We start from the raw sequence: 22,687 nt of genomic DNA, 5'->3' as shown, positions 1-22,687 counted from the left end.
TAATTAAATTAGAATGAGATGTTTAAATTAACCGACCAAGTTCTTAGTGTAGGATATCCTGACAATGAATTATCATACATATTACGGTATTTATCTGGAAAAGGGTTGTAAAGATCCCAAAGATTATTACCTGTTACACCTATAGATGCTTTTGCAATTTTTAATTGCGAAAGAAATTCTTGTGGAAAATCAAAACCAACTGTTAGATTTCTAATATTACAACGGAAAGTATTGATTTGCCAGAAATCGGAAGGAACAGATAAATTATCTCTAAATGCTAAATTTGGATATTTACCATTTAAATTATCATAACCATACATATCTGACCAGAAAGATTCACGACTCCAAAAAGCATCATTTGTACTTGTGTATTGATCTACAACATCTATACTACGTGATCCTCCCCATGAAGTTCCAATTTGAGTCCTAACATAAACTGATTTGTATTTCATTCCTAAATTAGTTGTAAAACCATAAGATCTTTTACTTGCTCCAATGTCAGCGTAATCTAAATTTTTATCAATTCGACCATCAGCGCCCGCTTGAGTACCGTCTGAACTATTAAAAGCACCCGCAATATCTTGGTAAGCTAACATTCCTTTTTTTACACCAGCCAAAGTAGTTACACCTAAAAAGTTTGGCGTTGCTCCTGGAATTCCTGAAGCGGCTGCATTTGCTGTTAGATAATTCCAATAGTTTTGAACATCCTCATCTGTACGCAAAATACCGTCACCTGTTGAAGTACCTGTCCATGTCTTCAATCCCCAAGTTGGGTTAAAAGTTGTTGAACCTGTTCTTGTTGCATTATTAGATGGGTGAAGCAAAGCTCCATCAGGATACGCTATAGTTTCATTCCCAGCAAACAATCCAAAGTTTACTCCCACATTATAACTTAAATCAGATTTAATATTATCACTCCATTTCACTTGAAACTCAGTTCCCCATGAATTTACTGCAGCAATATTCTCTTCAGCATATCCTCCACCTACTGAAATAGGCACATTAAGTTGTCCTGCTGAAGTAACTAACATTTCAGTTCCTTTGTCGAAATAATAGTCTGCTGAAATTTGTAATCGATTGCGCAAAACATTAAAGTCAATCCCATAATTGCTTTTAATATGAGTATCCCAGCCAACATTTCTGTTTGGATTTACTCTTGGCGCCAAACCACTTCCTAATGTTCCTCCAGCAGACCCAAATTGTGCTCCTTTATCTGTAATTACGTCATAATAAGTAGCCCATCTCCAAGGATTAATATTATCATTTCCAGTTTTACCAATAGAATAACGCAATTTTAAGAAATCAACACCTGGCAAAGCTTTTTGAAACCAATCTTCTTTCGAAGCTATCCAACCCAACTGAAGTCCTGGAAAAGTCCCCCAATAATTCTCTGGAGCAAATTTTGTAGAAGCATCTTGTCTGAAAATTAATTGTAATAAATATTTAGATTTATAGCTGTAATTTAATCGTCCCAAACGAGAAAGTGTTCCAGATTCTCCTTTTTGGTTATAAGAATTTGAAGTTAAAGTACCTGCTGTAGCATAAGTTCCTAAATAATCTTTACCTGGATTTTCATAATACAAACGTGCAAAACTATAATTTGATTCTGAACGTTCAATAGAAAACATCGCATCAATGTCATGATCTCCAAAAGTGCGAGAATAATTCACAAAAAAGTTAGCCTGTTCACTTTTATTACCTGTGTTATCATAAACAACCCTAGCTTGTTTTGTATTGTTTTTAATATTGTAGTTAGCATCAGTAGCAGCACTAGCCAAGTGACGTCCAGCAGCTGTAAAATTGGTTATTCTAGCCAAAGTAAAAGGCAAAGCAACTTGTTCGGTTTCTGATGAGCTTTGACTTCTAGCGAATGCTCCTCTTACGGATAATCCTTTAATAAATGGCACTTTATAACTTAAAGAAGCATTTACATTGTATGAGAAATCAGACTCAACTTGTTTGGATCCACTATTTTGTAATGCAAAATAATTCCAACCAGCTATAGATGAATTAGTATCTTGATTTCCTCCTAAATTACGGTCAGTACGATGAAATGGTGACATATAATATTCGTTACCATTCACAATTGTTGTAATAGGAACAAATTTTGGCATGTGTAATAAGAATCCGTAATCAGCCTGCTCTGCATTTGTTGAAGCACTTGCAAAACCATTTCTAATACTACTTGATGATTTTGTAAATGATTTTTCGATATCACCTGAGTTTCCAGAAACTGAAACTGATAAATCAAAATCTTTAGAAACTTTTGCATTTACACCTGTTCTAAAGTTCCATTTTTGAAAATCTTGATCTCCAAGATTAGCTCCTTGTGTAAAATAAGTTAACCCTGCAAAATAAGTCGCTTTATCATTTCCTCCACTTACAGTTAAAGAGTGTCTTTGTTGTTCTGCTGCTTTCCAAGCTTTATCTAACCAGTTGTAATTTAAAGTCTTCATCTCCTCTAATTCAGCAGGAGAATAATAGTTAGCACTAGTAGTTAAGTTAGCTCCCAAAGCTTCTTGTATTCTATTATTATAGATTCCACTTTCATAAGCACTTGAAGTCTTACCATGACTCACTGCATCATTAATTGCAAATTGACTGTAATAAGAGAATTTTGTTTTCCCTGCTTTTCCTCTTTTGGTTTTTACAATAATTGCACCTTGTGAAGCACGAGAACCATATATAGCGGCCGATCCATCCTTTAAAACGGTGATACTTTCCACCTCTGACGGATCTAGTCTATTAAAAGCCTCTAATGTAGGTTTCCCGTTTTGAGGGTCAATCTGAACCATGTCATCGATTACAATTAATGGAATAGTTGATCCTCCATCTTTTGAAAAACTGAAATTTTGACGAATTTCTAAGCCTGCAGTTTCCCCAGGACGTCTTGTTCCAAAACCATCAACAGATAATCCAGGAATTTGTCCTCGTAATGATTCGGCTAAATTTGACACTGGCAAATCTTGTATTTTCTCTGGATCTATTGTAACAATAGCTCCTGTAAGATTTTGCTTTTTTTGAGTTCCGTATCCTACTACCACTACTTGATTCAATTCATTTGAATCATTTTCCAAAACAGCATTCAAAGTGGTTCTTCCTGCTAATGGAATTTCCTTTTTCTTCATTCCTATAAAAGAGAAAACTAAGGTCGCCCCTTTTTTTACTGTGATTTGATAGTTCCCATCAAAATCAGTAACCGACGTATTCTTGGATGATTTCTCGGTTACATTCACTCCTGGCAAAAGTTCCCCACTATTATCTCTAACAGTTCCTGTGATTGTTACTTGATCTCCTGAGCTTTGAGCATAGCTAATTACACTCATCAGTACAAATAAAATAACACTCCATCCCTTTGTAAGTGTTCGTTTCATAAATGTTTGTTTTAGTTATTATTAATTGGTTGGTTATAATTAAAAAATGTTCTCTAAACTATATCTTATTCCCTAAAAATCAGGATTAAAAGTTAAATGTTAAAAATACATTTATTTATTATGTGTCAAATATACAATTATTAATTAAAACTACAATACCAAAGTATCTTGTTTTTAATACAATCACTAAATTTTAACACATAAAAAACACATTAAGTAATAAAAATTAATAATAAATAAGAATAAACCCAAAAAAACACCTATTGTAATTATAAAGATTACAAACAATTTTATTTATGAATGTTTTTTTTACTTAAACCCAATATCAACCAAGACGAGGTTTTAGATATTTAAAACTATGAATACAGACAAGTAATAAAAAATAAATTAAAGCTTTTGAAGAAAGTAAGCGATCACATCTAATTTATAAAAAAAATATTTTTAATACCGTATAAAAAATCCCTACTATCGAAATTGTAACTTTCAATAGCAAGGACTTAACAGACAAACAAAAAAACTAAAATTTAATATGCAAACCAGACTGACATTTCGCCCTTTTGTTGATTGCCCCAGGCAAAATAAGGAATTAACTTCACAGTTTGGGGTTTAAGTATTTTTCTAGACAAAGGCTGATATAATTTTTTATTCCAGTTTGTAGTCGTATCTATAAACGTACTTGCCGTTATACCCATTAATTTTCGTCCTGCAATTGAAGTGAAATCAGTTGTAAATTGAGAATTAACATCAAGAAAAACCTCATTTACACTCTTATTATCAGACAATTGATTCGATTCTAAACAGTATAAAACAGGTCCTCGCTTGACTGCCACTTGATTTTTAGTTTCTTCTACCAATGGATTGGCTTGTAGTAACTCCACAGGCATCGGTATATCCAATTCGATTACATCTCCTTTTTTCCATTTTTGAGCTAGTCTATAATAAGTTGCTGAAGATAATGTCTCATCAATATTTATCCCATTGACTGTAACAGCTACTCCTTGACTCCATCCTGGAATTCGCAAGAAAAAAGTATAAGCTTCTTTAGGTGCTTTGTTGATTTTAATGGTAATTTTTCCGTCCCAAGGGTAATTGGTTTGTTGTTCAATGTCTATTTTTTCACCTTCTAAAGTAGTTGCATGCAAATAATTGCTTCCAAATAAATTAACATACAGTCCTCCTTTTACAAAACTATAAGCGTAATTACTCACCTCAGCAATAGTTCTAGTTACATTGGGTGCACAACAATTGGATAAGGCAATATAACCTTCTCTTTCATTTCCCCAACGCTGGTGAAAAGGCAAATCCATAGAAACATTCAGTGGATTGTTGTAACAAAATTCCTTTCCTTCTAGACTAATTCCAGACAACACACTGTTATACAAAGCCAATTCCACAATATCTGCATATTTAGCCTCACCCGTAATTTGCAACATTCTCCAGTTCCACAATACATTTCCAATATTAGCACAAGTCTCCGTATGAGCTGTAGCATTTGGCAACTGATAGGGTCTTCCGTATGCTTGGTGAATTTTTTGCACTACAGTAGGATCATACGAAGTCCCGTCAGGTGAAACCCCATCGTACAAAGCACCGCAGGCACCTGTTATATACATCTTGCGATACACCACATCTTCCCAAATGGATTCTAAATTCTCCAATAATTTCTTTTCTCCCGTTTCGGCATACAAATCGGCTACACCAGCATACAAATAGTTTGCTCTTACGGCATGCCCCATAGCGGTAGTTTGTTGTCTGAACGGGATTCGGTCTTGATTGTCATCTGTACCATCATTTGTGGTTCCTCGAATGTCAATTAGATTATTGGCTAATTCTAAATATTTGGGATTTTTAGTCGTACGGTACATTTCTACAATCCCCATATAATGCGAAGGACAAATGGCATTTCGAGCCAAATCAGGAGATGCTTTTTTATAAAAATCATATAAAAAATCGGCTACTCCTTTGGCAACATTCAAAAAATTGCTTTTTCCAGTGGAACGATAATGCACACAAGCGGCAGTCATTAAATGTCCCATATTGTATTTCTCAAACCCCAGTTGTTTTTTTAACTCTTCAGGTCCCAAAGTTCCCCAACGCTCTTCAATCAAAACGGGAGTGTGCAAATAACCATCTTTACGCTGTACTTTAACAAGTAACGCAATTGCTTGATCCATCTGCTTGTTCAGTTTTTCATCTTTGGTAACCGCATAAGTGGCCGCCATACCTTCAAAAATTTTATAAAAATCACCATCGTGAAATGAAGGTCCTTTAAAACTTCCTTTTCGCAAACCTGCTGCAATTTCAAAATTGGCATATGCATGAGTTACTTTTTCATCATGATATAAATCCCACATATACGGCAAGGTATTTTTGGTTTCAATATCAAATTGTTCTTTCCAAAAACCTCCCGTCCATTGTACGTCCTGTAGATTAACAGACTGTAATTTGGAATAAGGACTATTCGAATTGGCTACTAATCCTTTGTTTTGTGCAAAAGCTAAAACATTGGAAAAAAGCAACCCTACTATTACAATATTCTTTTTCATCTTGAATAATTATTATCCGTGTAAATTTGCAACCCGAGCGACAGCGAATTGGCGAAGCAAATCTGCGTTAAAAATTAGAGCACGCAGATTTAAATAGATTTTAGCAGATTTTTTTAATGACTATTTATTTCACAAATACATTGAATGTTCTACTCATTGAATCGCCGTCTTTGTCAGTAACTTTTATTACAAAAGAACCAAATCTAGAATCAGAAGGTGCAACAAACTCAATCGTCGAACCTCTCACAATTCCTTTTCCATTGCTGATTTCAGAAATCACGAAATTAGGTTTGTTTTCATATCCTTTGAAATAGGCTGTAGCATCCAAAGTCAATTTCTCACCTGGTTTTAGAAAATAATGAGGTTGTGCCAACCAATTCAAATACTCTTCCAATTGTGTAAAACCGTCTTTATCCGTATCAGCATTGGCATCTGAGAAATCACCTAGTTTCGAATTTTCATTCAAACCCTTTGCTTTTTCCCACCAATTTGGCAATCCGTCTTGGTCAGTATCCCAGTCTGAAGAACGAGATTCACTTTTGAATTCTGGCCATCCTCCTGCATCGGATTCGTTGTCAATCATACCTGGCAAACCGCTTTTACTGCCTTTAAAAGTATAAGTTCCTTTAAGGGTTTCTTTTATAATACGTTGGTCGTGTTTGTCAAAAAACGGTTGATTGGCACCTACATCCGAAAGCACATCTTTATAAGCCGCTCGAGCCGATTGCGGCTTTACGTGAGGTTCAAAGAAAGGTTTCGACAAAAACACATCATAATCGACAGTCGCCTTATTTGACAAAGTGAATTTTCTACCTTTCTCTTGATTTTTTTCATCAAAATAGCCTGGCATCACATTTCCGTCAAAATAATATTGTTGCTTTCCTTTCCCTACCCCTTCAATTTGTGCGTTTAACGCAACAAATATTTTGGTTGAAGCTCCTGGTTTGTAATAATTATTGACGAAATTCACTTGGTTAGCGCCACCATCTGTAGTACGGCCACCCCAATTATACACGACATTATTTCGAATATCTATTTTACCTGAATAGTAACCATCTCCATTTAATCCCCCGCCAATACTCCAGTTACGACCGTAATTATGGGCTAATAAATTGTGGTGAAAACTTCCAATATCACCTCCTATAGTCGCTGCATAGCCGTGCATTTGACCTGCAGGATATTTATCATGTCCCGCAACATTCAAAGCCTCAGAAATCAAGGTACGTTGCAAACTGATATGATGTGCTCCACGGGAACTAAAAGATTCGTCAATAGTCCAACTAATCGAACAATGGTCGATAATACTAAAATTTGCTCCCGTTAATCCCATACCGTCAAAAGTAGTTCCGCCACCAATACGTACTTTCAAGAAACGAATGATTCCTTCATTTCCTGTTAATCCTACTGGTGCTCTACTAATGGTGATTCCTTCTCCTGGTGCAGTTTGTCCAGCAATAGTAATATATGGTTGATTGACTACCAATCTAGATTTTAATTGGATGTTTCCAGACACATTGAAAACAATTGTTCTAGGTCCGATTTCTTGATTCACTGCATCACGCAAACTTCCTGGGCCATCATCATTCAAATTTGTCACCGCAACTACTTTACCACCACGCCCCCCAATAGCAAATCGACCATAGCCTTCGGCACCTACAAATGCCAGTTGTGCTGGTTTAAATGACCAAACATTTCCTTGTGTTTCATTTCCATTGGCATCAATAGCATCTACTCTCCAATAATAAGTAGAACCACTATATAAATCGGTTACTTCATGATTGTTTTTGGTAAATTTTCCTTTGTATGCTGTAGAGGATTCGTTCGCTTCGGCTACTGCTTTTTCATCTTGCCCATAAAACAATTGATGAGCAACAGCATTATTTGAAGATGTCCATTCTAAGATGGTTTTATTATTTACAGCCACAACATGTTCGTCTCTATTTTCAGGTTTTGGCATACGCGCCTGATTCATCAAATTAGGCGTATCCAATTCAAATCCGTTGATGACAATTTCTTTTACCACATTAGCATCTGTGGTGGCATCCATTTCAAAACGAATTTTTGCTTGATGTGATTGGTCTACATTAAAAGTTATATACGCCATCGCTGCATCGATTTTAGCATTGGCTCTTTGGGTGGCATTTACCGTTTCTACAAATTTTCCGTTGACATAAATCTTGATGGATGAAAAACGCTTTTCTTTAATCACATCAAAAGCATTGTGAAATGTCAAAAGTGTGTGTTTTCCTTCCGTCAATCCGCTAATAGTCAACTCCAAATTTTCACCTGTCACCAATCCGTCAGCGCCTAGCTTATTGTAAAAAGGAGCACTTATACCCAATTTATACCATTTAGAATTGAAGTTTCCTTTCAATTTAAAATTGACATTATTAAATGTTTTTTCCGCCTCTTTCGCCTCATTTAAAACCCAAGATTCGTAACTACTATCATGTACTTCATCCAATCGACGCCCAGCAAAATCAAAATCTACTTTCACGGGCTGTTTCTCTACCGACTGTGCTTGTACATTGGTAGTCATTATCATTGCCAAAGCCAAAGCACTAACTAAATTTTTTATCATCTTTATCTAATTTATCCCCAGTCCGGTCCTCCCCGAAAGAGAGGGAGCAGAAAATGAGGTCGTTCTATTTTTAATTTATTTTTACTTTTTCAGATTCTGATTTGCCCAACAGGTTTACGATATCTTTTTTCCTTATTTCAGGAACTACTTTTGTTATTTTCAAAATTCCGTTCTCAACCTTAGCTTCCACGGTGGTATTTTGTGTTGCATGCAATTTGAAATGTACGTTCCAGTCTTTTGTCCAAGCTGGACAGAGGTAAATTTTCCCATTGGATTCCTGTAACAACATTTCTTGCAAACCTATCATTCCCGAACCTCCCCAATTATGATCCGGCACCCAATCAAAACCTGGGCCCCAAAAGGCAGAAAATCGTCTCTCAGAATTCGCCATTTTTAATAAGGTATATTTTGCGGCTTCTTGGGTTAATCCCAATCTTGCTGTAAAAATATTGTCTTGTTTCCAACCTAGATGACTTCTGAATTTTATAGCATCGGTATCGTATTTCCATGTATTCCGTGCCGTTTCCAAATCCAATTTTCCAATCCCATAAATTCCCCATGGATACACTGGATACAATTGTGGTACTTCAGTATTATTGATTCGTTCCCATGTTTTGGCTGGTGCCAACGTTTTATGACCTCCAAAATCCCTAAAATTTAATGGCGGAATTCTGTTTTGAAAACCTTTCAAATATTCTTGATCTTCTTTCGTTAATTCTTTTACAGAAAGTTGCAATAGCTTTTCGCTAATAACTTGCAAAGCCGCAATGGTACTATTAGCATTATACGCCATTTTGTAAGTTTCGGCTCCTGAACCTGGATAAATAACCAAATGTCCGTTGCTGTCTAATGTTTTTCGACCTCTTTGTCTGGCTAGATATTGGTAATGCTCGTCAAAAAAACGCAGGCAGCTAATGACAAACCCATTGTATTTTTCAATATTCTCATTAGCATATTCTTTTTGTTGCAACATCATTTGACAGAATTCAAAAACGGTGTCCCATTCGTATTCTAACCAAGCGTTGTACTCCATACCAGGGTCATAATCTGCTGGTCGTTTCCATTCGTATTCGGCTGGATTGGGCAATCCAAAATTTTCTAATTGTTCCGTAAAAGAAGCTCCTTCGTGTTTCCAATAGACTTGTGAACGCAATTCGGCATTTTTTTGCAAACTCAGATAATAATCTATTTGAGATTTCATCATATCAAAATCACCGCTTTTAAGCATTGGAAAATAAACCAAACGTTGGTTTTGAGCCGTCATGGTTCCTCCTCCCCAATTTCTAAAATCGGGTGTAAAATTCAAATCTTTATTGGTATAAACAGGATCAACCGTAAACAATCCTCCATTGAACTTGGTTGGATATTTTCCATAAGCATTACAGCCTAGCATATAGCGGAACAATTGATAATTCTGTCCAATTTGGAAAACGCTATCTTTCTCCGTTTTTGATTTTTGGGTATAAATAAATGAGCGATTCCAGAAATTATGCCACCAAGCAATTGTTGTAGTTTCAGCTTTCTTTTCGACTTTAGAATAGTTCAAAATTTGTTTTTTTAATTCTTTATCCCAAAGAGTGGCATCTTTATTTTTATTGGTATGCAATTGTATTTGTAAAGAATGAACTTTAGACGGTTTACGACTTGAAAGAGAATAGCCTTCAAAATCAGTATCTTGATAAATTCCAGTGTTTTTCCCGTCTGGTTTTAGTTTTTTGCCCTGCATAAAACCTCCAAAAGTAAGATGTGCCAATGGATTCATCATTTGGTCTTTGACTGATTCCATTTTTTGTTGTTGTACCGCCACATCAAAAACGGTTTTAGCTCTATTGCGGTGGTAAAATTTTACGCCATTATTTTCAAATGAAACTGAATCTTTATAAGTGATTATTTCGCCCTGCGGTGCCCATTTATAAGAATTAGCGTTGTTTGCCTTTCCTTTGGACTCACGGTTTTTATAACGCCAATTTTCATAAGAAGCAGTCATTTGTAAAGGCGTTTTACTTTCTAAATCCAAATGAATTACAGGATTAAACACATCCACCCAAAGTTTAATTTTAGTCCCTCTTTGAGTAATTGTAATACACCCCTCTTTCAAAACCAATTCTTGATGAAAACCTTCATTATCCTTGAAAGGATTAGGAGTCAAACTCACCTTGATTCTCCCTAGTTTAAGTAAAGTATTGTGCTCATCAAAAGTACCCGAACGCGAAAAATAAAAATACAAATCGCCTTTTTCCACCCATACATTCAATCCAATATCACCACCCCCCAAAGGCATTGACTCGGATGCGTTTAGACTTTGTGTATTCCAAACAGGATTATAGCTTTCTACCACAGGTGATTGTGCCTTAGCAACAAGCATTACAAAAAGGAAAAAAAAGATTATTGTATTTTTCACACTTATTATTTAAACCACAAAGTTACATAAAAATGAATAGCATCTTCATTTCTCTCTGTATTAATATGTTAAAAATTATTTTATTCTTGCAAAGTCTTACCTCCTTGTAGGTGTTTAATTTATATTATACCTACAAGGTTTTGAAAACCTTTCAAGATACTCGATATTTTACCAATCATCCGTTCTAAAAGAAGAAACAGGTAATCCACCTCCACTAAAGAGGGTGGGTACTGCAAAGTCTTTAAATAAATAACGTACCGCTACAGGTTTTGCCACTTTTACAGAAGACAATACAACCGACTTGGTTCTAACAGTAGCTTGTGCAGGATGAAAAACTTTATCTTCACCAGCTAGTTCAAATCCAGTACACTCTTTCCAATAGGTTGTGATTCCGTTGGGAATATCATCAAATGAAATCGTGACCGTACTCCCAACAATTTCTATACCTTTATATTTTGGACTCTCGAATTCAAAACCTTGAATTCCATAAGTTTTTGCTAATGCCAGATACGCCAAACGATTTCCCCCTTTTTCCTTATCCATCGGATGAATGCTGATTTCTTCGCCTACATCCATCAAAACTGCCATTCCAGAATTCGGAATCTCCTTTGCTGCTTTCAATTGTGCTTCTCTCAAGAAAGCCGAATTGTATTCTTTTTTATTGTCTTTGTGATGAAATCGGGAATAATCAAAGGGAGCAATTTGTGCAAAATAAAACGGAAACTCACCTTGATTCCACAACTTTCTCCAGCTTCCCACCATTTTTTTAAATAACTCTTTGTATTGAAAAGGTCTTTCATAATTAGATTCTCCTTGATACCAAATACAACCTTTAATGCCATAACCAATTACTGGCGAAAGCATACCGTTATACAAAGTGGTTGGCACGCGATTAGGATTAGAAGCCAAATCTTCTTTTTTAGTTGGAATTTTCATTTCTTTAAATTCCCTCAACATCTCTTGATTCATCCAAGCTTCCACATTGGAACCACCATAAGCCACCTGAATCAATCCCACGGGAACTTGCAGCACGCTTTGCAAAAGCGACCCAAAATACCATGCCGTAGCACTAAAATTGGCTGTAGTTTGAGGTGCGGAAACTTCCCATTTGCCTTCAAAATTTTCTTGCGGTTCAAGAACTGTAGCTCTTGGAACAGTTATAAATCTAATGTTAGAATTCGTTGATTTTACAATTGCTTCATTTCCTCCTAATACGGGTTGACCGCCAAAACCTTTCATTGGCATTTCCATATTCGACTGACCCGAACACAACCAAACTTCACCAATCAAAACATTGTTCAATACCTTTTTATCAGTTCCTTTAGTCAGTTCAATAGCATAAGGCCCACCTGCGCTAGGTGTAGCGACTGAAAGTTTCCATTTTCCACTTATATCGGCTTTAACTTTATACGTTTGAGAATCCCAAGAAGTAGTTACCGAAAGTTCTTCGTTCTTGATTGCCCATCCCCAAATAGGGACAGTGGTTTTTTGTTGCAATACCATATTATCTGAAAATAAAGCGGATAATCTGATTTGAGCATTCATTGGAAAGCTTAACAAAAACATTGCGATAACTATAAAAACGTGTTTAATATTCTTCATTTTTTTTCTGTTTTTTGCCACAGATTTAAATGATTAAAAGGATTTTATAATCTGTGAACCCGAGCGATAGCGAACAGGCGAAGCAAATCTTTTTAATCTGTGGTTATTTTTTATTTCTTTTCTTTTACAATCCTAACTGGCCCCAACAATCCCGCTTTGAGTAATTCTTTTCCTTCCAGTCTATAACGAGCAGTTGTCCACGTCAATCGTTCGTTGTCGGGTAGTGTTTGATCCCCCATCAATCGGTTTGCCCAAGTATTGGTAATTTTTATTTTGATAGTGTTTTTTCCTTTTTTCAAAGCCTTCGAAACATCCACTTTATACGGAAAAGTCCAAACTGTCCCGCAATCAATATCGTTTATTGTAATTTCAGCAAGATTTGCAATTGTTTCTAAATCCAACCAAATCTTATCTTTACTTTTCCCTTTCCAATGAAACTCTTTTGTATAAACCGCTGTCCCCGAATAATATTTAATTTGGTTATTATCAGATGTACTCCAATCCAGCAATTTAGTAATTTTAAATGATTTTTCAGGACCTTTAAAATTGGGGGCAAATTGAATTTCCCAGTTTTCATCTAAAGTTTGTAACGTTTCAAAATCTGTTCCTTTTGTATCCAATGCAATCGAATTGGCTTTTTCCTTAAAAATAACAAAACAAGATTCGTTTTTATCCAGTTGTAACGAAATAATAGTTCGTCCGTTTTCTAGTTTCCATTCTGTTACAGCTGTGCTTTTATCCGTTACAGGATTATACAATTCTGGTATTTTTCCACTTTCGCGAAAAGAGACATTAAGATTTCTTTTTTCTTCCAATTGATTCGAAAGGAAATAAATCTCCTCATCGGCTGATTTTCGATGTATCCATGCTATTGTTGCAGCTTCTTCCCTTTTTAAATCTAGAAAATAAACATCTTGTGTCATTCCTAATTCAGCAAAATCATTCCCTAAATAAGGTAATTGAATCACTCTTCCTTTTCCAATCTTCCAAGAAGTTTTGTTTTCATCGTGATTCCAAATTGCATCTACTGTTTTTTGCCATTTATCTTTAATGTCATTCAACTGAAAGCCTGGGATTTCAGTTGGTTTATCCCCGACTAAAACCGTTGCTCCATCTTGAATCAATTGTAATATTATTTCGGCTACAGCCAAAGATATTATTTTGTTTGGACTCATTTTATGACTCCCAGGAAACAATAAAGCGCCATATTCGATTCCGTTTTCAAATGTAACTTTCCCGTTAACGACTTTCGCTTTATTCAATAACACATCAGGATTAAAGGAATCATAATGATACCCATTCAACGGATTGACCCATTGTGATAAATCGGTCATATTTTTAGAAAAAGTCACCTCTTTAGGCATTTTGGTAGTAGGTTGTCCTTCATTTTCCAAACGTATTTTTTCACTTTCCAATCGGACTTTTCCAAAAACATTTGGAATAAACGGCACCAAACGATCGGGCGCAAAAGAGCGAGAAGGAAAATCTTCGCCAATAAAAACTGCCAAATCCACTACCGGTTTTCCTTTTTGCAATTGAAATTGCACTCTTTGGCAATAATCAAACCAGGCTTTCCCGGGTTTCCACCAGGTTTGGTCTCTTTGAAAAAAAGTACCGATATCATCCAAAGTCATTCCGGGTTTTCTGTCCAACCAAGGATTATGTACAAAAACATGGTAGAAAAAACGATTGATTCCCAAAGCATAATTTCTGTCGGCCAAGGTTTTCAAATTCCCCGGATGTTCGTCCCAATCCATTCGCAAAGCCGTAAAAGCTTCCGCCTGAATAATATCTTTTCCATAAATATGTCCGCCCGATATTGCGTCCAGCATATCAAAAGGTTTATCATGGGTAGGACTTTTTAACCAAAATTCACCACTTGGATAATCCACATATTTGTAATGCAATAACGCATCGCTGGTAATGACAGGAGCTACATTTTCAGAGCTGAATTTTACTTTATTTTCTTTCGCAATGGCAGCTACAGTGCCATAAAAATTATCCGCCACCAATTCGGCTATGGTTTTGCGAACGTCGTATAGAATTTTCTCCGTAATTTCGGCACTTTCAATAGGAATCCCCGCCATAACAGGCAAATAATCCACGATATCATAACCACGACGCTTTTTAAATTCGCCCTGAAAAATAGCAGACCAGTTCTGACTGCCACACTCCCAGCTATCCAAATGCAAAATTTTCAACACTCGTGAAGCCAATTCTGGTCCAGCGGTACGAACGGCTTCTCCAAACCAATGATCCAACTGAAAACGAATCAAATCTGGATTGAATTTATCCACTTCCAAGCCTTTTCCGGCACCACCTGTAGCATTTTCATGACCTGTTGAAGTATGTCCCATACGGATAATCTTCCATTTCCCTTTGGGAACTTTCCAATTCAGATTGCCAGTAGCATCCACAAACTGAGAAATATTAATCATTGAAGCTTTTGCGAAAGCATCCATATCTGGAATTTGCTTTTCCGAAGTCGTTGGACTTAATCGCCAAACCGCACCCGATTTTCCTTCATAGTTATCGATTCGAGCCTGATTTGAAAGAGTGATTTTACTCACTTTAAAATTTTGTTTCCATTTCGCAAAATCCAAATCCTCAGCACCAGGTTCCGTTCCTGCTGGGTCATACACCAATCGGAAATATTTAGCCGTCACAGGCTGTATGGCGTGTGTATGGGCATAATCCATATTTTGCCAGCCATGGCGGGGCGCAACCATTCTTTCATGAAATTTAAAATTCACTCCATCATCACTCACCTCAACAATCATCCGTTGGGCCTGAAAATCCCTGCCAGCGGTTTCCACCACAATCGATTTACAGCTAAACGGTTTGTCAAATTCATATTGTACCCAACCTTTTTCATTCAATCTAAAATTACCGTCCTTTGTGACATCAGCCAAGAAAGAAGCATCGCTACCGTCGGAGGTGGTTACCTTAGGCATTATTTTTCGCGAATTACTTTCAAATTCTTTAATCGGAATCGCAAAAGTGGCGATGTCTTTATAATAATCCTTATAATACTTAGGAACAGCCAATTTTATAGTTTGCTTATTACCCCCAAGAATTTCAGTCGTTGACCAAACTACTTTTTGCATCGACATTTCAGGGGTAATCCAAGGCCCTCCCGCCACGGCAAAACCATCGGCTGCATGAAAGGCTAATTTCAAACTCAATCGGTCGGCTTCAATAAATGCCCAACGCACCATATCCCAAAATTCAGGACTCAACTGTAAAATAGGTGGACTGATTAATGGCGGTTCGCTTGGTCCTTTGATGGTCATCAGATAAGCCCCTTCAATTCCGGCTTGCTTCATGGCTTCTAAATCGGCTGTAATGCCCACTTTAGAATAAGCCGATTTCATCCAATACCAATACACCCAAGGCTTTGAGGATTCGAGTGTGGGTTGAAAAAAGCTTTTCTCTTTCTGATGCATTTCCTGTGCGGAAAGCATTCCCACAAAAAACAAAAACAGAAAGATGATTTTTTTGTTTAACATTTCAATTGTTTTATTCGTTGATTAAGCAGACCTAACAAGTTTTCTACTTTATTTGTTTAAAAATCCGCTGAATCTGCTGAATCTGCGTGAAAAAATTTTGGCACGCAGATTTAAACAGATAAAATCATTATCACCTAATACTTCAATTTCTTCAAATTGATTTCCAATCCGTTTTTAGCTTCCGCAAAAGGGACTAAGTAGAAACTATAATTATAATCTCCCGAAGGAATTTGGTATTTTTCCAAAGGTGCTGCCACCGGTGACCAACTGTCGTTTCCTCCCACACCCATTTGCATTAAATCAATATTCACCGTCAAGAAATCTGGATTGACTAAGTCGAAAGTATGTTTGGCTTCATCGAGATTTTGTTGGGTATAAGTCCAGGCGCTCATGTTCAAAACCTGTTTTTCTTTAACCACTAACAAACCTGTGTTTTTATTAGCGGTTGTAAAAGCCATCCAACGCACTTCGGTACGATTCGCATTTTCTTGTGGCATTACATAGGGTTCAATGAATTTGTCAATTGGTAACGCATATTTTCCAACAGTAAATCCAAAACTACGGTCGCAATAATTTTCTAATTCACCTTTTCCATACCAAGAAATTTGTTCAAAATCTTGGTTGATTCCCATTTGCATTCCGATTCTAGGAATGTTTGGCAATTTTACGGAAGCTTTTAGTTGGTAATCTACTTTTATAATTCCGTTGGGCTTAATGCTGTAAACTACTTTTGCTTGCGCACTGTCTTTAATTATCTCATAATCGCTGCTGATTTTTATCTCATCTGCTAATTGCTCCGTTTGGATGTTTTTCAATATTGGCTTAGCCAAAAACCATTGTTTTAAGTTTTTATGCGGTTTCCAACCTTTGCGGTCATTATCCGTTAAAGCACGAGTGAAATTAGGCAATAATGGCGATTTTACCTGTTCCTTGCCTTTGTACAGATAGGAACTTAATGCACCCGTTTCTTTGTTGATGCTTATGCTAAAGTACGTTCCGTTAATGGTGATAGTTTCCTTGGTTTCAGTTAGATTTTGTTTTTGATTGGCTTTCGCCAAAACAACTTCGGCTCCTTTTTGCAATAAAAACTGGTCGGTGGCTACAGCGTATCCTTTAGCTGCCCAAAACTCGTCTTTTGTCAATTGGTATTCGATATTCAAGAAATACTCCAAATCCGATTTCATCTTCGGAAGATATTTATTGACATCCAAAAAAAAATCAGTTCCCACAGGAATATCCATTGGTTTTAGAACCACTTCTTTAATTATATTTCCATTTTCTAAAATTTTGATAACTGGAATATATTCATTCAAATTTTGAACCGTTTGTCGGTTGTGAATCGTCAATTTGAAATCTGTACTCAAACTGGAAGTGGCAGGCTGATAAATCCATTTGTTTTCATACATGGCGGCTTTGGGTCTTCCGTCAGAAGCGACCAGACCGTTGATGTTGAAATTTCCATCGTGTTTTTTTTCTCCAAAATCACCTCCATAACCAAAGTATTCCTGTCCCGTTTTTGGATCTTTTCGAACCAAGCCTTGGTCTTTTAAATCCCAAATACAACCTCCGATAACTCTTGGAGTATTTCGAAATTCATCCCATAATTCTTTTAAATTTCCTGTAGAATTCCCCATAGAATGCGCGTATTCTACAAATAGAATCGGGCGCATATCCTTCTTTTGATCAACCAAAAACTTCGGCGTAAAAACTCCCGGATAAAATCGGCTTACTACATCTACATAAGGCTCGTCCTGTGGATTTTCGAATCGGTGAGAGTGATCTACCGTTTTTGGATATTTTGGATCCAAGGGGTCAATGTAACCGTCTAATCTTGGATTTCCCTGAGCTGGTTCGTAATGTACTGGTCTTGTAATATCATAATCATGTGCCCAAGCGGCCATAGCGGCGTGATTAGGACCTTTTCCAGCTTCGTTACCCAAACTCCACATCACAATAGAGGGATGATTTTTGTCGCGATGCACCATTCGGGTCATTCTTTCTAAATAGGCATGAGTCCATAGCTGGTCATTGCTCAAATGTCCGCCTAATCCATGGGTTTCCAAATTGGCTTCGTCCATCACCATTAGACCGTATTTATCACACAAATCATAAAAATAAGGGTCGTCTGGAAAATGGGCGGTTCGCACAAAATTGAAGTTGAATTGCTTCATCAATTTCACATCCTCTTCCAAATCCTGATGATTCACCGCTTCGCCACGAACAGGATGATGCCCATGATGATTCACCCCATACACATAGGTTTCTTTGCCATTGATGAGCATTTTTCCGTTCTCTTTCGAAAATTCGATAGAACGGAAACCCAACTTACAACTTTTCACTTCGCTGATACTTCCATCAGGATTTTTCAGCATCATGACCAAGGTGTACAGATTTGGTTTTTCGGTGCTCCATTTCAAAGGATTTTTGATGGTTTCCTGAAAAAATCCAAAACGTACTTTGTCCAAACGTGGCGAAACTTCTTCAATAATTTCGGATGCTTTTCGAACTAAAGCTTTTTCAAAAAGAGGTTTGTTTTGAGCATCGTATAATTGTACTTCAAAAGTTTGATTTTTAATGGTATCACCCGTAAAATTGTCTAATCTTGGACGCAATTGGAAAACCGCATCTTGATATTGTTTGTCTAATTTGGTTTGGTAAAAGAAATCGGCAATACGCAATTTTGGTTCTGCCATGATGTAAACTTCACGCTGAATTCCGCTTAAACGCCAATGGTCTTGGTCTTCCAGATAAGAACCATCACTGTAGCGCATCACACGAACGGACAAAATATTCTCTCCTTTTTTTAGATAAGGCGTAATATTAAACTCGGAAGAATTGAAGCTGTCCTGTCCATAACCTACAAAATCACCATTAATCCAAACTTGAAATGCCGAACTCACGCCTCCAAAATGCAAACTCACCGTCATTCCATTCCAATTTTCAGGAACGGTAAATTTGCGTTGGTACGACCCAACAGGATTATCATCTTCAGGAACAAAAGGCGGATTCACAGGTCGGAAAGAATAGACCGCACTTTTGTAAATCGCCTGACCGTAGCCTTTCATTTCCCAATTGGATGGCACTTCGATTTTGTCCCAACCTTTTACTTCTTTTTTATAGAAATCCTCAGGTGCTTCTTTAAGGTTTTTGGCAAATTTAAAATCCCAATCGCCGTTCAATAGTTTAATTCTGCTTTTGTTTCTGTTCCCTTCCAAGGCATCGGCAACTGTTGCATAGGAATAAGCGGTAGCTCTGGCTGGCTCTCTGTTAATACTCGTAATCATCGGGTTTTCCCAAGGATTGAAAGTATATTTTTGAGGTACCCTAGGTACTCCAGCGGGTTCACCGGTTACCAGTTGGGCATTGGCCGCAATTGATACCAAAAGAGTAAATAATATAATTTTAATTTTTTTCATATCCTTTTTCACGCATTTTTGCTTCGCCTGTTCGCTATCGCTCGGGTGGCAGATCTTTGCAGAGTTTTTTTTGAATTAAACGCTGACTAAATAAAAACTTAATTCTTAATTCTTTTTAACTTTCACAGGAGGTGCTACAAAATTCAAGTCACTTTTTCCCAAATCTTTAGAAGTAGCAACGGCAATTCCTCTTTGCTCTGCCTTGTTTACCGCACAATAAAAATGATAGACTACGCCATCGTGTTTTACCACAAATGATTTGTGAGCAAATAGATTATCATAAGGCTCCGAAGATTCAATTAAATTATCCCCTTTCCATTCTTTCCAGTTTACTAAATCATTTGAAACCGCAAAGCGGTTAAAGGCACCTTGATCCCAACCTGTCCAAAAAGCTCCAAAATAAAACATCACCCAGGTATCGTTGATACGTTGAATAAAAGCATCACCTGTAATTCCTCTATGGTGATTCAAAAATGGCTTTTTGCCGTAACGTTTCCATGTTTTCATATCGTTTGAAACGGCCATCCCAATACGTTCAGCACCTTTAGCGGGATTTATACTATCACCCCGGGCATTGTAATACATGATGAATTTGCTTCCTGTAATTCGTTCTTTGTCTTCAAGAACCGAGTTTTTATACATTGTACTGTTATCCCAAAAGCTTACATCGGGGTCTTTTGGCGTTAAAACTGGTTTTGGCAAACGTTGAAATTCATGTGGTTTCGTTGGTGCTTCTTTGGTATATGCCATTCCAATCGATAATACACCAGCTTCATAACCCGTAGTATTTCCGCCAAAATAACTCATCCAATATTTATTATCATACTTTTCCCATTCGTATGAACCTCCCCAAGTATAATCTTGCAATGCGATATATCCTGCTTTTTGATTCACATCCCATTCCGATTCATCTTTAGAAAAGGACATTACTTTTCCTAAATGTTTCCAATTAAGCAAATCGTTACTTTCAGCCAGCCAGGTTTCGTAACCACGACCATCATAAATCAGATACGTCATGAACCATTTACCATCTTTACGAAAAACAGAAGGACAGTCCATTTTATACGAGTTATCCGTTGGCACCATGACCAATCCGTATTTATAAGGCGTTTTTATTTCGTTATAAATTTCGTTCATTATGGCATCGGTAATTTCACCTTTTTTGTAATGTGTAGCACAGCTTAGTATTAAAAGTGCTGTAATGCCAACTATACCATATTTAATTAATTTATTCATTTTCGAATATTGTTACTTATTTTTTTGGAACGCTGATTTGAGAAATTAAAAAATTAATCTGTGTTTATTTCTCTTATTAGTCCTATCTGTGTTGCTCTTTAATCCTTTTTGGAACACGAATTTTAGAAATTAAAGAATTTCGAATAATCTTATCTGTGACTATTTCTTTAATCTGTTTAATCTGTGTTGCTCTTTATTGTTATTTCATTTCTTTCAATCGGGCATCCATCACCTCACGATTCAACTTCAGTTTTACCATTCCCGTTGGGTGAAACCTTTTGTTCAAATCAATAGCATTATAAACTATCGTATAGATATCATTCCCTTCTGGAATTAAACACAAAGGCGTACGCATGATATCCCACCATTTATTGACTTTGGTTTCGATAGGCCAATAACGCGCTTCTGACCAATTTACACCGTCTTTTGAAAGTGTGTAACCCATCATATTCGGTAAATGATGTCCCCAGCCTTCCGGTCCTCCGTCAAATACTGCGATATATAACCCATTTGGTAACTGACTTACAATCGGATTCTCGACAAATTGCGGATGAATGCTTTTAATTGGTTCCAAACCTTTATTCAAACGAGTCCATGGTCCTTCCAAACTATTGGATTCTGCCAAGGCCACAAACCAACCTTTTCCTGATTTTTTAGGATAATCTGCCCAAGATTCAAATGGATAAGCTCCGCTATAAAATCCGAAATATTTGTCACCCACTTGATACGGAAAAAAAGAAGCAACCCCTTGACGCCCTTCCCAAGGTTGAGAATCCAATCCCGGTTCCATGATGATGCCCATATCTTTGTACGGACCTGCAATTCCGTTGATTCCTGCAACAGTCGATTCGCAACGCCAAATACGTCCAAAGGAATGATTCGGCTGAATTTCTTTGTGTACCGTATAAGCCAAATAATAGCCGTACCATTTATTCTCTTTTTTGCTAAAAACGGGCATATAGGACCAAATTGCCGCACGACGGTCGTTCATGGGATTGTCATCTTCGGTGATGGCATAAGTTCCGCTGGCTTGTAAAATGGTCGATTCGCGTTTCCAATGAATCGCATCCTTGCTCGTCCAATGTCCGATTTTGGTTTTCACACGGTCATAATAATCCGGAACTCCTTTCTCACCCGCTCTTTCTGTTGGAAACATATGATACGTATCGCCTACTTTTACTACGCGACCGCCTTCAAATCCGCCCTGAATTCCTTCGGTTCCTGGAAATCCTTCGTCAATTACGGGTTTGTTTTCGCCACCAACAATTTCAAATAAAGGTTTTTCATCCGAAAATCCTTCGATGATGTAAGTTGGATTCCATAATCTGCCATCAAGCATTTCGGCATTTCTGGACACCAAGGCTTGTTTCATTTTTACCACTCCCAAAATGGCGAATAATCCTTTCGCATCAGGTAAAATAATATGCGTTCCTTTTTCATACGAAAGCGCATAAACATTCACAGGCGGTAAACCTGTAATAGTAACTCCGTTTTGGAGTAACAAGGTTGCTGTATATGGGGTTGCATCCAATTGAAGGAACCCCTTATCGCTCTTATCCTGAAAAGCTCCCACCAAAACGACAACCTTTTCTTTAAATCTCAATTTTAAAGGTGCATTTGTTCCTTTTTTATAAACCTCTAACGGCAATTCGATTCCTTGTAAACCTTCTAATTCAGGTGCTAATTGCACAATATTGTTTTTACTATTCGAAAAAACATGGGCGTATTGCTTTGTTTTGAACTTTTTATAATTCGGATTTACGATTTCGTAAGAAGCGGGTTGCCAAGCGGTGTTTTGCGCTGAGACTTGAATGCAAACAGCTAATAGCATTAGGATAACTGTTTTAAATTTGACGTTGTATGTTGTATTTTTTGAAAACATTTGGTTTTTAATTTTTTAGATAATGAATTTCCACAATCTTGTCATTGCTTCGCCTGTTCGCTATCGCTCGAGTCCGACGGAGGAGGAATCTTCGTAAGAAACTCGACAAAGTATTTCCAATCTTTGCGGAATATTTTCGC

At 36.9% G+C, this 22,687-nt stretch carries 9 protein-coding genes; all 9 read right to left on the bottom strand.

The annotated features are described in order from the left end of the window. Positions 1-8 precede the first annotated feature (8 nt). The gene (locus ACNH59_RS10200) at positions 9-3,374 is read right to left on the bottom strand and encodes a SusC/RagA family TonB-linked outer membrane protein (protein WP_418262442.1); all 3,366 of its coding nucleotides are present in this window, start codon (positions 3,372-3,374) and stop codon (positions 9-11) included. A gap of 524 nt (positions 3,375-3,898) precedes the next feature. After that, positions 3,899-5,920, bottom strand: a complete 2,022-nt coding sequence (locus ACNH59_RS10195; RefSeq protein WP_418262441.1) for an aceric acid hydrolase — start codon at positions 5,918-5,920, stop codon at positions 3,899-3,901. A gap of 124 nt (positions 5,921-6,044) precedes the next feature. Then, positions 6,045-8,501: a T9SS C-terminal target domain-containing protein gene (locus tag ACNH59_RS10190; protein ID WP_418262440.1), complete on the bottom strand. Its 2,457-nt coding sequence runs from the start codon at positions 8,499-8,501 to the stop codon at positions 6,045-6,047. A gap of 70 nt (positions 8,502-8,571) precedes the next feature. Continuing rightward, the gene (locus ACNH59_RS10185) at positions 8,572-10,902 is read right to left on the bottom strand and encodes a DUF5703 domain-containing protein (protein ID WP_418262439.1); all 2,331 of its coding nucleotides are present in this window, start codon (positions 10,900-10,902) and stop codon (positions 8,572-8,574) included. Positions 10,903-11,070: 168 nt separating this feature from the next. Beyond that, complete coding sequence (locus ACNH59_RS10180; RefSeq protein WP_418262438.1) at positions 11,071-12,504, bottom strand: sialate O-acetylesterase; 1,434 nt, start codon at positions 12,502-12,504, stop codon at positions 11,071-11,073. Between the two features lie 110 nt (positions 12,505-12,614). Further along, positions 12,615-16,013: a glycosyl hydrolase gene (locus ACNH59_RS10175; protein WP_418262437.1), complete on the bottom strand. Its 3,399-nt coding sequence runs from the start codon at positions 16,011-16,013 to the stop codon at positions 12,615-12,617. Between the two features lie 134 nt (positions 16,014-16,147). Continuing rightward, complete coding sequence (locus ACNH59_RS10170; protein WP_418262436.1) at positions 16,148-19,429, bottom strand: glycoside hydrolase family 2 TIM barrel-domain containing protein; 3,282 nt, start codon at positions 19,427-19,429, stop codon at positions 16,148-16,150. Between the two features lie 105 nt (positions 19,430-19,534). Continuing rightward, positions 19,535-20,665, bottom strand: coding sequence for a glycosylase (locus tag ACNH59_RS10165; RefSeq protein WP_418262435.1), 1,131 nt, complete (start codon positions 20,663-20,665; stop codon positions 19,535-19,537). A gap of 199 nt (positions 20,666-20,864) precedes the next feature. Beyond that, positions 20,865-22,496: a hypothetical protein gene (locus ACNH59_RS10160; RefSeq protein WP_418262434.1), complete on the bottom strand. Its 1,632-nt coding sequence runs from the start codon at positions 22,494-22,496 to the stop codon at positions 20,865-20,867. Positions 22,497-22,687: the final 191 nt, after the last annotated feature.

Source organism: Flavobacterium faecale, assembly GCF_048320115.1.
Taxonomy (GTDB): Bacteria; Bacteroidota; Bacteroidia; order Flavobacteriales; family Flavobacteriaceae; genus Flavobacterium; species Flavobacterium faecale_A.
Note: the sequence above shows the minus strand (reverse complement) of the source record. Positions and strands in the feature narration are given on the sequence as shown.

Excerpts from the sequence above, each read along its gene's own strand:
- ACNH59_RS10170 (WP_418262436.1), bottom strand. The coding sequence starts at position 19,429 with ATGAAAAAAATTAAAATTATATTATTTACTCTTTTGGTATCAATTGCG.
- ACNH59_RS10175 (WP_418262437.1), bottom strand. The coding sequence starts at position 16,013 with ATGTTAAACAAAAAAATCATCTTTCTGTTTTTGTTTTTTGTGGGAATG.
- ACNH59_RS10180 (WP_418262438.1), bottom strand. The coding sequence starts at position 12,504 with ATGAAGAATATTAAACACGTTTTTATAGTTATCGCAATGTTTTTGTTA.
- ACNH59_RS10195 (WP_418262441.1), bottom strand. The coding sequence starts at position 5,920 with ATGAAAAAGAATATTGTAATAGTAGGGTTGCTTTTTTCCAATGTTTTA.
- ACNH59_RS10200 (WP_418262442.1), bottom strand. The coding sequence starts at position 3,374 with ATGAAACGAACACTTACAAAGGGATGGAGTGTTATTTTATTTGTACTG.
- ACNH59_RS10165 (WP_418262435.1), bottom strand. The coding sequence starts at position 20,665 with ATGAATAAATTAATTAAATATGGTATAGTTGGCATTACAGCACTTTTA.
- ACNH59_RS10160 (WP_418262434.1), bottom strand. The coding sequence starts at position 22,496 with ATGCTATTAGCTGTTTGCATTCAAGTCTCAGCGCAAAACACCGCTTGG.
- ACNH59_RS10190 (WP_418262440.1), bottom strand. The coding sequence starts at position 8,501 with ATGATAAAAAATTTAGTTAGTGCTTTGGCTTTGGCAATGATAATGACT.